The organism is Pseudomonas sp. 8_5_2, assembly GCF_059295255.1.
This window is the reverse complement of record NZ_CM181238.1, coordinates 1860740-1873960: the sequence shown is the minus strand read 5'-3', so window position 1 is coordinate 1873960 and position 13221 is coordinate 1860740. Positions and strand designations below refer to the sequence as shown.

Annotated in this window: 13 protein-coding genes; 5 read left to right on the top strand and 8 right to left on the bottom strand. The window is 64.4% G+C overall.

Features of this window, described 5'->3' with window-relative positions; all coding sequences use genetic code 11:
• Positions 1–10: 10 nt before the first annotated feature.
• From AC5O5R_RS08550 to AC5O5R_RS08520, 7 genes are all read right to left on the bottom strand, one after another.
• A complete protein-coding gene (locus AC5O5R_RS08550; RefSeq protein ID WP_172224087.1) occupies positions 11–805 on the bottom strand; it encodes a DUF4892 domain-containing protein in 795 nt (264 codons plus the stop codon).
• A gap of 109 nt (positions 806–914) precedes the next feature.
• On the bottom strand, positions 915–1769 hold the full coding sequence (locus AC5O5R_RS08545) for an alpha/beta hydrolase (RefSeq protein WP_172224090.1): 855 nt from the start codon (positions 1767–1769) through the stop codon (positions 915–917).
• Positions 1766–2554, bottom strand: coding sequence for an alpha/beta fold hydrolase (locus tag AC5O5R_RS08540; RefSeq protein ID WP_172224093.1), 789 nt, complete (start codon positions 2552–2554; stop codon positions 1766–1768). The genes AC5O5R_RS08545 and AC5O5R_RS08540 overlap by 4 nt, the downstream gene beginning before the upstream one ends.
• A gap of 71 nt (positions 2555–2625) precedes the next feature.
• Positions 2626–3033 (bottom strand): hypothetical protein, encoded by a 408-nt coding sequence (locus AC5O5R_RS08535; protein ID WP_256676310.1) that lies wholly within the window; start codon positions 3031–3033, stop codon positions 2626–2628.
• Positions 3034–3139: 106 nt separating this feature from the next.
• Positions 3140–3598: a phosphohistidine phosphatase SixA gene (sixA, locus tag AC5O5R_RS08530; protein WP_172224097.1), complete on the bottom strand. Its 459-nt coding sequence runs from the start codon at positions 3596–3598 to the stop codon at positions 3140–3142.
• Positions 3595–3942 carry a DUF4389 domain-containing protein gene (locus AC5O5R_RS08525; RefSeq protein WP_172224100.1) on the bottom strand — a complete coding sequence of 116 codons (348 nt, stop codon included), beginning with the start codon at positions 3940–3942 and terminating at the stop codon, positions 3595–3597. Before AC5O5R_RS08525 ends, sixA begins: the two co-directional genes overlap by 4 nt.
• Before the next feature lie 24 nt (positions 3943–3966).
• Positions 3967–4992 (bottom strand): NAD(P)H-dependent glycerol-3-phosphate dehydrogenase, encoded by a 1026-nt coding sequence (locus AC5O5R_RS08520; RefSeq protein ID WP_172286251.1) that lies wholly within the window; start codon positions 4990–4992, stop codon positions 3967–3969.
• A gap of 191 nt (positions 4993–5183) precedes the next feature.
• Between AC5O5R_RS08520 and AC5O5R_RS08515 the strand changes: the two genes are divergently transcribed.
• From AC5O5R_RS08515 to fabB, 5 genes are all read left to right on the top strand, one after another.
• The gene (locus AC5O5R_RS08515) at positions 5184–7331 is read left to right on the top strand and encodes a TonB-dependent receptor plug domain-containing protein (protein ID WP_172226263.1); all 2148 of its coding nucleotides are present in this window, start codon (positions 5184–5186) and stop codon (positions 7329–7331) included.
• Positions 7331–8221 carry an ABC transporter substrate-binding protein gene (locus AC5O5R_RS08510; RefSeq protein ID WP_172226266.1) on the top strand — a complete coding sequence of 297 codons (891 nt, stop codon included), beginning with the start codon at positions 7331–7333 and terminating at the stop codon, positions 8219–8221. Before AC5O5R_RS08515 ends, AC5O5R_RS08510 begins: the two co-directional genes overlap by 1 nt.
• Positions 8218–10149 (top strand): ATP-binding protein, encoded by a 1932-nt coding sequence (locus AC5O5R_RS08505; protein ID WP_172226269.1) that lies wholly within the window; start codon positions 8218–8220, stop codon positions 10147–10149. The genes AC5O5R_RS08510 and AC5O5R_RS08505 overlap by 4 nt, the downstream gene beginning before the upstream one ends.
• Before the next feature lie 207 nt (positions 10150–10356).
• Positions 10357–10872: a 3-hydroxyacyl-[acyl-carrier-protein] dehydratase FabA gene (gene fabA, locus AC5O5R_RS08500; RefSeq protein WP_027592861.1), complete on the top strand. Its 516-nt coding sequence runs from the start codon at positions 10357–10359 to the stop codon at positions 10870–10872.
• 11 nt (positions 10873–10883) lie between these two features.
• Positions 10884–12104, top strand: coding sequence for a beta-ketoacyl-ACP synthase I (gene fabB / locus AC5O5R_RS08495; RefSeq protein ID WP_172226272.1), 1221 nt, complete (start codon positions 10884–10886; stop codon positions 12102–12104).
• An 87-nt stretch (positions 12105–12191) separates the two neighbouring features.
• Here fabB and AC5O5R_RS08490 read toward each other — a convergent pair whose 3' ends face one another.
• Complete coding sequence (locus AC5O5R_RS08490; protein WP_172286249.1) at positions 12192–13196, bottom strand: amidohydrolase family protein; 1005 nt, start codon at positions 13194–13196, stop codon at positions 12192–12194.
• Between the last annotated feature and the right edge of the window lie 25 nt (positions 13197–13221).

Here is a 13221-nt window from a genome sequence, read left to right as displayed (position 1 = left end):
TGGTGCTCGTTCAACGGATCAGTTCAAGGTGCAGGCCTTCGGTGGGCGCGCTGCCGACTTCGAGGCGGCCGTTGCGTACACCCGCCTTGACCAGCGCCTCGCGCCAGGATTCCGCCTGAGCGCCACTGAGGCTGGCACGCAGGGTGCTGTCGAGATTGAGGCTGCGGGCCAGCAGGTTTACCCAGGTGTCTTGCGGCGCCGCCAGGTCAGGGTAGTCGAGCTTGCCGGTATCGCGCATTTCGCGCAGCACCGTGGCAGCGGTCGGCAACAGTTCGCCCAGCGGGCCGGCGGCAACGAACTCCTCAACGTGCAGGTAGGCGCGGCGGTTGCCACGGGTGACGCTGTACAGCGCGACCAGGGTGTCGGCCTGCTCGGCCGAGCGGCGCAGCAGGATGAACGCCTGCTGCTCGTCGCCGCCATTGAGGCGGGCATTGGCAAACACATCGTTGGCCCACAGGCTGGCCTCGCCGCAATCACGGCCCTGGCACCAGAACAACGGGTAGCCACCGTCGTGCTGCAGTGCTTCACGAGCACTGGTGAAGGCTTCGCGGGCGGTACGCTCGACCGGCAGTTCGTAGGTTACCGAGCTGACCTGGCCGCGGCTCTCGACCTTGTCCTCCATGCGCAGGCGGCCGCTGATCTTGCGCAGCGGGCCCATCGGGTAGACGCGCTCCTGCTCCACGGCCGGGCGCTGGTCGACCACTTTGGCGTCCGCCGGTACCGGCAGGCTGCCGGCCCACAGCACGGGGCTGGCGAATACCAGGCAGGCGGCGACGGCATTGCGGATGGCTACAGGCGCACTCATTGGCGGCCCAGGCGGCGCGGTGCGCCGAAGTGAAACTCCAGGATGTCTGGCAGATGCATGGTTGTCTCCCTGTTCAACCCGCCAAGCCTCGACACTTGTCCGGTGCAAGTCAAGGAATGCCAAAGAAACGATTGAAACAGTCTGCGACAAGGGCCGCACCCTGCTCATCGTTCAGGTGCAGGTGGTGGCCACCGGGCAGCTCCACCTGTTCGAAGGGTAGCTGCTCCAGCAGCTTGGTGTGGCGCGCCAGCATACCGTCGGCGGCCACGACCAGGCACGCCGGGCAACTCACCCGGCGCACATACGCCATGGCCTGGGCCTCACTCAGGCGCAGCGGCGATGGCAGGGTCAGGCGGCTGTCACTGCGCCAGCTGTACCCACCGGGCACCGGCATCAGGCCGCGCTGGGCCAGCAGCTCGGCTGCCTCACGGCTGACCGCGACCATGCCTTTCATGCGCGCCTGCACGCCCTGCTCCAGCGTGGCGTATACCGACTTGCGCTTGCCATCCAGGCGCAGCTGGGCCTGCAGCGCCATGCCCAGCCGCTCGCCGGCATCCTGCTCGGCACCGGTTGGCGGAATGACCCCGTCAATCAAGGCCAGATGGCTGACCCGGTCTGGCAAGGCACCGGCCAGTTGCACCGCGATGATCGCCCCCAGCGAATGGCCGAGCAGCGCGAAACGTTGCCAGCCCAGCTGCTCGGCCACCCGCAGAACATCATGGGCGTAGTCGGCCAAGGCATACCCGGCGCCAGGCGGTCGGTGCTCGGAATAACCATGTCCGGCGAGGTCCAGCGCAACGATGCGCAGACCCTGCAGTTGCGGCGCGAGGCGGGCAAAGCTGTTGGCATTGTCCAGCCAGCCATGCAAGGCGATTACCGGCAACCCGTCTTCAGGGCCGAACAGGTGCGCAGCCAGTTCGATATGGCCCAGGCTCAGGCGCACTTCCTCGACCTGCGCGCTCATGCCTGGCTCCAGCGGTCGAACAGGCCCTTGATCAGGCTGGCGGTGTCGGTTGGGCGTTCCAGCGGGAACATGTGTCCCCCCGGCACGCTGTGGTACTCGCCCTTGGGCATACCGCGCACCGCCAGGGTGTGGTGGCGGCGAATGACGTTGCTGCGCTCGCCGCGCACCATGGCCAGTGGTACCTGCAGCTGCCGGGCCGGTGCCGGGCTGGTATGCGGGATGCTGCGGTAGATGCTGATTTCCGTAGCCGGGTCGAAGCGCAACTGCACCCCCTGCTCCATGGCCTGCAGGCCATGCTCGACATAGGCATCCAGGCATTCGGGGTCAAAATGGCGGAACAGCGACTTGCCGGCAAAATAGTCCCGGGCACTGTCGCGGTCATCGAAGCTGTCACGGCGCCCAAGCGTGCGCCCGGCCGGGGTGATACGGTCGATGAAACCGAAGCGCTTGGCCGTGCGCAGCAACCATTGGTCGGCGCGGGTGAGTACCGGTGAGTCGAGCATCACTACGCCGCGGTAGTACTCGGGGCAGCGCAGCGCCGCGTGCAGGTGCAGCACACCGCCCAGCGAATGGCCGACGCCCCAGACCGGCTGCTCCTGCCGGGCCAGGTGGTGCAACAGTTCATCGACCAGGCTCTGCCAGTTTTCGTCCACCGGAAAGCGCGGATCGTGCCCGTGCTGGGCCAGGTGCTGCACCTGGTAGTCCGGTGCCAGGGCGGCGAACAGCTTGCCGTAGGTGGCCGAGGGAAAACCGTTGGCATGGGCGAAGAAGATCTGCTGCGACATGGCGGCTGGTCCGGACCGGGATGATCGCCCATTGTCGGTATCGGCGGGCGGTTCGGCAACGTCCGGAAAGGTCATCGGCGGTGGCTATCAGGCCATGAGGAACGGTCGAAACTGTCCAGTGAACGGTGCAGGCAGGCTTGCATGTAGGCCAGTTGGCTCTCCAGCGCTTCGCGGGCCAGGCGCTGATCCTGGTGGTCCAGCTGCAGGCGACGCAGGGCCAGGCAACTGGTTTGCAGCAGATGGGAGACGCGCAGACAGGCATCCTGAAGCCTGAGCAGGTCCTGCTCGCTTTGCAGCCTCACGGTGGGTTCCCGCTCGGTGTTGCCGTTGACCTTGTGCATCAGGTGACGGAGCTTGGCATCGGCAGAATCGCGCAACAGGCTGTAATGGGCAAAATCCAGCACTACGCCTTGTTGCACCTTGTCTACGGTGGGTTGCAGGTCCAAGGAGCTCAACAGCTCCCACATCTGACCGCGCATTCGCTATTCCCTGCGTATTTGTCTGGAGCCAACCGTAGCAACCGTGCAGCAAGCGCGGCAACTGGCAAAAATGCCAGTTGCTTTCCTGATTGCGCGGCCCCGGGCTTCACGCCGGGGAGTTGATCGCCAGCAACGTCATCAGCCCAGCCAGCGGCCATTCCCCTTCCAGCTCTGCCAGGCTGGCCGTACTCATGGCTGCAGGCTGCTGCTGGTGCCCCTGTTCCAACATCCCGACCAGGTTACCCACCAGCGGCTGGTGGCTGACCAGCAGTACATGCTCCAGGCCCAGCCGCTCGATTTCGCCAATCGCTTGCAGCACATCGCTTTCTGGCGTCAGCCAGGGCACGGTGCGCACTTGCTCGGCGAAACCGAGGGTGTCGTGCACCAGTGCCGCCGTCTGCTGGGCCCGTACGTAGGGGCTGGCGATGATGGCCTGCAACGGCTGCCCCAGCAGGCGGGCAGCGCTGCGCAGTACCTGCTCGCGACCATGGGCGGTCAGGCGGCGCTCGGCATCGGTATTGGCGCGCGGCTCCGCTTCACCATGGCGCAGCACCCACAGCTTCACAGCTTGGGCTCCTCGTCACGTACCGGGTGTGGGGCCGGGGCCACGGCATGCGGGGCCTCGCCTTCAGGGGGCCGCGGGGTCGGCCAGTCGGCAAACGGCCAGGGCTTCTGGTCGGTGTGGAAGCTGCCAAAGCGGCCGATCTGCGCCAGGTACTGGCTGAGGCTGTCACCGAAATTCATCAAGCTGGCGCTAGGGGCGCCGTATACCAGGCGGTAGATCAGCTGCACCAGCACCAGGCCAGCCAGCAGCAGCTCGGCCAGTTGCCAGACCACCAGGAACACCAGCATCCACAGCACCCGCAGGATGATCGACTCGCGCTGGGCGCGTTCCGGGGTATCGTTCATGTACCGCTCCTTGCTCTGTTCGGCTCAGTTGAAGCCGCTGATGGAAATGAAATCGACATCGGTCTTGGGCTCGGCACGCATCAGGTGCTCGATCACCTGGTTCAGCGTCCGGCCTTCGAACAGGATGGCATGCAGGCCCGCGACCAGCGGCATGTACACCTGCGCTTCCTGGGCCTTGGCCTTCAGCACCTTCAGGGTGTTGACGCCTTCGGCCACTTCGCCCAGGCGGTTGACCGCCTCTTCCAGGCTGTGGCCCTGCCCCAGCGCGTAGCCAACCTGGTAGTTGCGGCTCTTGGGCGAGGAGCAGGTGACGATCAGGTCACCGACACCGGCCAGGCCGAGGAAGGTCATGGGGTTTGCGCCCTGGCTGACAGCGAAGCGGGTCATTTCGGCCAGGGCACGGGTAATCAGCATGCTCTTGGTGTTCTCGCCCATGCCCAGGGCCACCGCCATGCCGGCGATGATGGCGTAGACGTTCTTCAGCGCCCCGCCCAGCTCTACACCGAAGCGGTCGCCACTGGCATAGACGCGGAACGTATGCCCGTGCAGTACGCTTTGCACCTGCTCGCAGAGTCTGTCGTCTTCGCTTGCAACCACCGTGGCAGTCAGCGCGTGCTCGGCGATCTCGCGGGCCAGGTTGGGTCCGGACAGCACACCGATGCGGGCCTCGGGGGCGATTTCTTCGAGTATCTGGCTCATCAGCTTGAAGCTTTGCGCTTCGATACCCTTGGTCAGGCTGACCAGGCCCTTGCCACGCAGCAGCTCGGCATGCGGTGCCAGCACGCTGCGCAAGGCGCTCGATGGCAGGGCAACGAACACCAGCTCGCAGGCCTGCAGGGTGGCCAACAGGTCGTTGACCGGCTCGACGCCGTCGTGCAGGCGGATACCCTTGAGGTAGCGCGGGTTTTCACGATTGACGCGCATGGCCTCGGCCTGCTCCGGGTCGCGCATCCATTGGCGCACCGGCACACCGTTCTGCGCCAGCAGGTTCGCCACGGCGGTGCCGAAGCTGCCGCCTCCCAGAACTGCAACAGGTTGCTGTTCAGTCATATTCAATCCGTTAAAGCCAAAAATTAAGTGGCGACGCCGCCATTATACGGCTCGCCTGCTACAGAACCAGTGTCAGTGCCGGCCCTTTCGCGGGTAAACCCGCTCCCACAGGGACCGCGCCACCTTCAGCAGCACGAAAGGGCCCAAACAGGTAAGGCTGATCACTGGCAAATGCGCCAAGGTCAGTTACCATGCCTGTTTCACTCCTGATACAAGGCCGCTCCGTGTTCCCTGGCACGCCCCCTTACCCGCGCCTGCTGATACTGACCGCCCTGCTCGGTGGCCCGGCCATGGCAGATGACCTGTTCATCGACAGCACCGACCTGCCGCAGGTTCTGACCGCCACGCGCCTGAAACAATCCCCGGCAGCAGTGCCGGGCAGCATGACCGTGCTCGACAGCGCGCTGATCCGTGCCAGCGGTGCCCGTGACATCCCCGAGCTGCTACGCCTGGTGCCGGGCATGATGATCGGCTACGGCGCCGGTAACCAGCCGACCGTCAACTACCACGGCAGCAACGTCAACGATGCACGGCGCATGCAGGTGCTGATCGATGGCCGCTCGGTGTACCGCGCCGGCCTGGCCACCGTCGACTGGAGCGATATTCCGCTGGCCATGGAGGACATCGAGCGCATCGAGGTATTCCGCGGCCCCAACACAGTCAGCTACGGCGCCAACGCGCTGATGGCCGTGGTCAACATCCTCACCCGCAACCCCGCCGACAGCCATGGCACGCGGCTGAAGCTGACCCGCGGCGAGGATGGCATCAACGACTTCTACGCCAGTCACGGCTTCGGCTGGGACGGTGGCGACATGCGCCTGTCGCTGTCGGGCCAGCAGGACGACGGCTTCGACCAGGACCAGTTCGGTCAGGACTACCGCGACAGCCGCCGGCTGACCCGCTTCAACCTCAGCGCCAGCCACAACCTGGCGGTGGACCAGACCCTGGAGTGGCAACTGGCGGCCAAGGAAGGCAGCAACCAGCGGCCTTACACCTACCAGCCGGTATTTGCCAGGTACGAGGCCGGCAACAACGCCGACGTCAACGCCAAGGACTACGCCGGCTCGTTGCGCTGGACCAAGGAGTTCAGTGCCGAACACAGCCTTTATATCCAGGGCTCGGCACAGCACTTCGACCGGCAACAGGTGTGGCGGGCCTGCGATGCCTTGCAGTCGTTCAGCCCTGAACTGACCCAGCTCTGGCAAATGAACCCGGACTTCGCCGAGAAAGTCGCGCGCGGCGTGGCCGCAGGCGACCTGCCAAGCAGCAGTGACCCGGTGCTCAGCGCCCTGTCCAACAAGGTGCGCGAACAATGGCAGGCCGGTGGCAGCCAGCCGGTCTGCGGCGACGTCGACCAGAGCACCCGCGAAACCCGCTATGACCTGGAAATCCAGGACACCCTGAGCCTGACCGACAGCCTGCGCCTGCTGAGCGGCATGAATTACCGCTATGATCGTGCCGATTCGCAGACCTACTTCAACGGCAGCCTCGATGACCAGACCTGGCGCTTGTTCGGCCAGCTCGAATGGCGCGCCGACGAGCACTGGATCCTGCAGGGCGGCGCCATGTTCGAGGACTCGCGCCTGTCGGGCAACTCGCTCACCCCGCGCGTGGCGATCAACTACCTGATCACCCCGCGCCACGGCCTGCGCGCGGTGTACTCCGAAGCAGTACGCTCGCCGGACATGTTCGAGAACAACGTCAACTGGAGCTACACGGTAAAGAACCTCTCGCCCAATGCCTTCGGTCTGCAGAACGGCGAATATTTCGTCAAGACCCGCGGCCCTGGTGACCTCGAACAGGAGCGCATGCGCTCGCGTGAACTCGGCTACAACGGCTATTTCAGCGACATCGACCTGAGCATGGATGTGAAGCTGTTCTACGACGAGATCACCGGAATGATCAGCGAGCCGCTGAAGAACAACCAGTACATTGCCAGCAACGCCAACAAGGCCCGCTTCAGCGGCAGTGAAGCGCAACTGGATTGGCGCCCGACCCTGCGCGACCGCCTGCGCCTGACCTACGCCTACGTCGATGCCTGGGCCAGCAACCCCGACGACCGCCGCCTCAGTGCCCGCAACAGCGGCTCGGCCGGGTGGCTGCGCGAATGGGGCGACGGCTGGTCGAGCGCGCTGTTCTACTATGGCGACGATGCGCTCAACCAGTACCGCTACGAACGCATCGACCTGCGCCTGGCCAAGCGCCTGCGCGTGTATGGCAGCAACCTGGAACTGGCGGCGCTGTGGCAGCAGCGCCTGGACGACCAGCCGACCACGGCGATCCAGAACCGCTACGACAGCCGTCACCGGCTGAGCGTCAGCGCCGAGCTGGAGTTCTGATGGCCCTGCTGCTGCGTCTGTTGCTGCTCTGCCTGTGGCCGTTGGGGCCGTTGTCCGCCAGCGAAATTCTGCTGGTAGGCGGCGAAGACCAGCCAGGCATTCGCAGCTTCGTCGCCGCGCTGGAAAGCCGTCGCCCGCACGATCATGTGCGTTTCCAGACCACCGCCGAGCTGCCGCGCCCGGGCAAGCTGAAAACCGACCAGCGCCTGATCCTGCTGGACAGCGCCGCGCTGGAGTGGCGCCTGGGCGAGAGCGCCGGCCCACCGGCCCTGGCCATGCGGATCAGCCGGGTACAGGCTGAACAACGCCTGGGAAAGTCGCGCCCCGCGTTCGTCACCCTGCTGTGGAGCGACGCGCCGCTGGGCCGGCAATTGCGCCTGGCACGCTACCTGCTGCCGCAGGCCCAGCGCATTGGTGTGCTGTACGGTGAACACAGCGGTTTTCTGCTCGACGAACTGCGCCATGCCGCCCGCCCGCTGGGCCTGGAGATCGTGGCCCAAGACTGGCCCGACGCGCGTGACAGCCGGCCGCTGCAGCAGCTTTTGGCCAGTAGCGACGTGCTGCTGGGCCTGGACGACCCGGCCCTGTACAACTCCAAGACCGTAAAGAACCTGCTGCTGAGCAGCTATGGCCGACAAATGGCGCTGATCGGCCCAAACGCGGGTTTTGTCCGCGCCGGTGCCCTGGCCAGCACCTACAGCGACCAGGACGACTGGCTGGCGGTGCTCGACCAGTTGCTCGACCAGCCACCCGCGCACTGGCCGCGCAGCCTCTACCCTGCGCGCTACGGCGTCAGTGGCAACCAGCAGGTTGCCCGCGCCCTGGGCCTTGAACCGATCGATCCGAACGCCGCCGCCAAGGCCCTGGCCGAAGGAGAACCCACCCCATGAGCAAGCGCCTGAGCTGGGACATTCATACCCGCACCCAGATCATCAGCCTCGGCCCGGCCCTGCTGCTGACCTTGCTGCTGATCAGCTTTTTCACCTTCGTGCGCATCCAGGACCTGCGTCAGGAGCTCAACCACACCGGGCAACTGATTGCCAACCAGCTGGCACCGGCGTCGGAATACGGGGTGATCTCGGGCAACAACGAAGTGCTCGAAGGGCTGATGCGTGCCACCCTCAGCATTCCCCACGTGCGTTTTCTGGAGGTACAGGACAGCCGTAACCACATCCTGGTGTACGTCGAGCAGTCCGACGAAAGCGCCAACCGCGCGCAACAGGTCGAAGTGTTCCAGGCGCCCATTCGCCTGCAGCAGATCCGCCTGGACAACGACTTCCTGCAACAGGGCAAGGCTACCACCCCGGCCATTGGTGACGACTACCTGGGGCGGGTGATCGTCGGCATGTCCGATGACGCCTTCAGCCAGCGGCAGCAGGAAATCGTGATCAAGGCCGGCATCCTGGCGCTGTTCGCCCTGCTGTTCACCTTTTTGCTGGCGCGCCGCCTGGCCCTGAGCCTGGCCAAGCCGATCAGCGACATGGGCCATGCGGTCAAGGCGATTCAGCAAGGCGAGTACAACACCCCCTTGCCGGTGGTCGATGACAGCGAGCTGGGCCACCTGGCGCGCCACATCAACAACCTGGCGCAGGCCCTGGAGCAGGCCAGTGACGAACAGAAGCAGGCCATTGCCGAGCTGATCCAGGCCCGTGAAGAGGCCGAGCAGGCCAACCGGGCCAAATCGGACTTCCTGGCCATGATGAGCCACGAGCTGCGCACGCCGATGAATGGTGTGCTGGGCATGCTGCAGTTGCTAGAAACCACCTCGTTGAGCAGCGAACAGGCCGACTACACCGCAGTGGCCAGTGAATCCACCGGGCATTTGCTGAAGGTCATCAACGACATCCTCGATTTCTCCCGCATCGAACGCGCCGCGCTGCAACTGGAGCATATCGACTTCAACCTGGCCGAGCTGATCACCAGCAGCGTCCAGTCGTTCCAGCACAGCGCCCAGCAGCGCGGCCTCGGCTTGCACCTGCAATTGCCGGCCGGCATCGAGCAATTGCAGGTGAACGGCGACCCTACGCGGATCCGCCAGATCCTGCTCAACCTGGTGGCCAACGCCCTGAAGTTCACCGAACGCGGCCAGGTGCAGGTGGAGGCGCAGTGGCAGGTGCTGGACCGGCAGCTGATCTGGTTGACCTGCAGTGTGCGCGACACCGGTATCGGCATCGACAACGACCGCCTGGAAATGATGTTCGTCGCCTTCCAGCAGGCCGACAGCTCGATTTCCCGACGCTATGGCGGCACCGGGCTGGGGCTGTCGATCGCCCGTACCCTGGCCGAACGCATGGGCGGCAAGCTGCGCGGTGAAAGCCGGGAAGGCCTGGGCTCTACCTTCACCCTGGAGATGCCTCTGGCCGTGGCCAGCCCGCCCCCCGGCAAGCGGCCCCTGCCAATGGCTGCCAGCACGCCGGTCGCCGGCAATGATGAAGTGCTGCTGGTAGAGGACAATCCGGTCAACCAGAGCGTCATCGAAGCCATGCTGCGCAGCCTTGGCGTTACGGTTTGCACCGCCGAGGACGGCCTGGAGGCAGTCGAACGGGTCAGCCAGCAGCGCTTTGCCGCCGTGCTGATGGACTGCCGCCTGCCGCACCTGGATGGCTATGAGGCCACCCGGCGCATCCGCCAGCTGCCCAACGGCGCCCGCCTGCCGATCATCGCCCTGACCGCCAACGCCTTGCAGGGCGACCGCGAGCGTTGCATGGCCGCGGGCATGGATGACTACCTGACCAAACCGTTGCGCCGCAGCGAACTGCAGCGCGTGCTGCAGCGCTGGCTACCCGGTCAGACAACCGCGACTGGCGATAAATGCTAAAGTGCGGCAGTCTTAAACACTGGACAGGACCTTCATCGGACCTGAAAATAGACGTTTCAGTGCACACCTGTACTTCTTTCGCCAGGTGCGCTGTGACTTTCACCACAACGCAATAGTCTACCTGTAGGCTGCCGCCCCGAAGTCATCGCTTTTCGGGCCGGCCGGGAAGATTCATCCCCTGCCACAGGGGGTTATTGAGGAGCTCGCATGACCAAACAACACGCCTTTACTCGGGAAGACCTGCTGCGCTGCAGTCGCGGTGAGCTGTTCGGCCCAGGTAATGCGCAACTGCCCGCGCCGAACATGCTGATGGTCGATCGCATCACCCATATCAGCGAAGAAGGCGGCAAGTACGGCAAAGGTGAATTGGTCGCCGAGCTGGATATCAATCCGGACCTGTGGTTCTTTGCCTGCCACTTCGAAGGCGATCCGGTCATGCCGGGCTGCCTGGGCCTCGACGCCATGTGGCAGCTGGTCGGTTTCTTCCTCGGCTGGCAGGGCCTGCCAGGCCGCGGTCGTGCCCTGGGTTCGGGTGAAGTGAAATTCTTTGGCCAGGTATTGCCTACTGCCAAGAAAGTCACCTACAACATTCACATCAAGCGCGTCCTCAAAGGCAAGCTGAACATGGCCATCGCCGATGGCTCCGTCAGCGTTGACGGCCGCGAGATCTACACTGCCGAAGCCCTGCGGGTCGGCGTGTTCACCTCCACTGACAATTTCTAAGGGTTATTCGCATGCGCCGCGTCGTTATCACTGGTCTGGGCATCGTATCGTGCCTGGGCAATGACAAAGCTACCGTCACCGAAAACCTGCGCAACAGCCGTCCGGGTATCCGTTACAACCCGGAATACAAGGAAATGGGGCTGCGTAGCCAGGTTTCCGGGTCCATCGACCTCAACCTCGAAGAACTGATCGACCGCAAGGTCTACCGCTTCGTCGGCCACGCCGCTGCCTACGCCTACCTGGCCATGCAGGACGCGATCAAGGACGCCGGCCTGACCGAAGAGCAGGTTTCCAACCCGCGTACCGGCCTGGTGGCGGGCTCCGGCGGCGCCTCGACCCTGAACCAGATGGAAGCGCTGGACACCCTGCGTGAGAAAGGCGTCAAGCGCGTCGGCCCGTACCGCGTCACCCGCACCATGGGCAGCACCGTTTCGGCGTGCCTGGCGACCCCGTTCAAGATCAAGGGCCTCAACTACTCGATCTCGTCGGCCTGCGCCACTTCGGCACACTGCATCGGCACCGCCCTGGAGCAGATCCAGTGGGGCAAGCAGGACATCGTCTTCGCCGGTGGCGGTGAAGAAGAGCACTGGAGCCAGTCGTTCCTGTTCGATGCCATGGGCGCCCTGTCGACCAAGCGCAACGAAACCCCGGAACTGGCTTCGCGCGCCTATGACGCCGACCGTGATGGCTTCGTCATCGCTGGCGGTGGTGGCATGGTGGTGGTCGAGGAGCTCGAACACGCGTTGGCCCGTGGCGCGAAAATCTACGCCGAAATCGTCGGTTATGGTGCCACTTCCGACGGCTACGACATGGTTGCCCCGAGCGGCGAAGGTGCCATCCGCTGCATGCAGCAGGCACTGTCCACCGTCGACACCCCGATCGACTACCTGAACACCCACGGCACTTCGACTCCGGTCGGTGACGTTGCCGAGATCAAGGGTGTTCGCGCCGTGTTCGGCGACAAGGCCCCGAAAATCAGCTCGACCAAGAGCCTGTCGGGCCACTCGCTGGGCGCCGCTGGTGTACACGAGGCAATCTACTGCCTGCTGATGATGGAAAACAACTTCATCGCCGGCTCCGCCAACATCGACGAACTGGACCCGGAGGTCGCCGACCTGCCGATCCTGCGCAAAACCGAAGAAAACGCCAAGATCGACACGGTCATGAGCAATAGCTTCGGCTTTGGCGGCACCAACGCCACCCTGGTGCTCAAGCGCTGGGAAGGCAAGTAAGGCCTCGCTGCAGTAATTGAAAACGCCCCGACTGGTTCGGGGCGTTTTTGTTTTTGCTGCCTGTACCGGCCCTATCGCCGGCAACCATCATTTATGCCTGGGCAGAATAGACAGAAAATTCTCCCGGGCCACCTTGTTTGCCACCGCCTCCGGCAATGCATCCAGAAACGGCCCGAACCCGTGCAGTTGCTCCCCCAGGCTGCCAAACCGCCCGACCACATCCGACCCCAGCATGAACCGTTCCGGGTGCTTCTCGACCAAGGCCAGCCATTCCTTGCGCGGTACCCCCTTGTCGTCCAGCAGATAAGGCTCCAGCACACTCCACGACAGGTCGACATACAGGTTCGGGTAATCGTCCAGCAACCGCGTCAGCACCGGCAGCAGAAAGTCCATCTGCGTCTGGTGCCGGTGGATCTCCATGCTGCTGCCGGCATGCGCCCAGATGAACCGCGTATGCGGGTGATTGCGCAGTGGTTCTTCGAGCTCCGCCAGGTACAACGGGTTGCGCTCGCGCTTGGAGGTGATGTTGGAATGCAGCAGCACCGGCAGATCGCGCTCGGCCGCCAGGTGATAGATGCGCGTCATGGCTTCGTTGTTGGCGCGCGGCGTGTCACCACTGGTCAGTGCCGTGAGGTCGTCGTGACGGGTGAATACCTCGCCAATGCCTTGCCACAGGCCCGGGTACATATCGAGCATGCGTTCGATGTGGCTGACGGCGTTCTTGTCCACCGGATTGAAACCGGTCAGGAACGGATGAAAACGCCGACGCTGCTCGTCCGGCAATTTCAGCACGGCCGCCGCCACGTAGGTGTCGGTTGCGCTGTACCAGTAGGCATCGGCGTCGTCACCGGCGTAATAGCGCGGGCGCTTGGGCTCGTCCTCATGCCACTTCTTGGCCACCGGGATACCGGAAATCATCGACTGGTCGATACCTGCCGCATCCATGGCCTTGACAAGCGCCGGCATCCCCTCGCTTTCCTGGAAGAAGTCGACATAGTGCAGGTGGGCATCACTGTAGCGGTAGTCGCGCGCCTGTGCCGCCTGGCACAGCCAGCCGGACAACAGCACGCAGGCCAGCGCTCTGGCTATCATGGGGCAGCTTCCTTTTACCGGGTAT

Excerpts from the sequence above, each read along its gene's own strand:
- AC5O5R_RS08550 (WP_172224087.1), bottom strand. The coding sequence starts at position 805 with ATGAGTGCGCCTGTAGCCATCCGCAATGCCGTCGCCGCCTGCCTGGTA.
- AC5O5R_RS08545 (WP_172224090.1), bottom strand. The coding sequence starts at position 1,769 with ATGAGCGCGCAGGTCGAGGAAGTGCGCCTGAGCCTGGGCCATATCGAA.
- AC5O5R_RS08540 (WP_172224093.1), bottom strand. The coding sequence starts at position 2,554 with ATGTCGCAGCAGATCTTCTTCGCCCATGCCAACGGTTTTCCCTCGGCC.
- AC5O5R_RS08535 (WP_256676310.1), bottom strand. The coding sequence starts at position 3,033 with ATGCGCGGTCAGATGTGGGAGCTGTTGAGCTCCTTGGACCTGCAACCC.
- AC5O5R_RS08525 (WP_172224100.1), bottom strand. The coding sequence starts at position 3,942 with ATGAACGATACCCCGGAACGCGCCCAGCGCGAGTCGATCATCCTGCGG.
- AC5O5R_RS08520 (WP_172286251.1), bottom strand. The coding sequence starts at position 4,992 with ATGACTGAACAGCAACCTGTTGCAGTTCTGGGAGGCGGCAGCTTCGGC.
- AC5O5R_RS08515 (WP_172226263.1), top strand. The coding sequence starts at position 5,184 with ATGCCTGTTTCACTCCTGATACAAGGCCGCTCCGTGTTCCCTGGCACG.
- AC5O5R_RS08510 (WP_172226266.1), top strand. The coding sequence starts at position 7,331 with ATGGCCCTGCTGCTGCGTCTGTTGCTGCTCTGCCTGTGGCCGTTGGGG.
- AC5O5R_RS08505 (WP_172226269.1), top strand. The coding sequence starts at position 8,218 with ATGAGCAAGCGCCTGAGCTGGGACATTCATACCCGCACCCAGATCATC.
- fabA (WP_027592861.1), top strand. The coding sequence starts at position 10,357 with ATGACCAAACAACACGCCTTTACTCGGGAAGACCTGCTGCGCTGCAGT.
- fabB (WP_172226272.1), top strand. The coding sequence starts at position 10,884 with ATGCGCCGCGTCGTTATCACTGGTCTGGGCATCGTATCGTGCCTGGGC.
- AC5O5R_RS08490 (WP_172286249.1), bottom strand. The coding sequence starts at position 13,196 with ATGATAGCCAGAGCGCTGGCCTGCGTGCTGTTGTCCGGCTGGCTGTGC.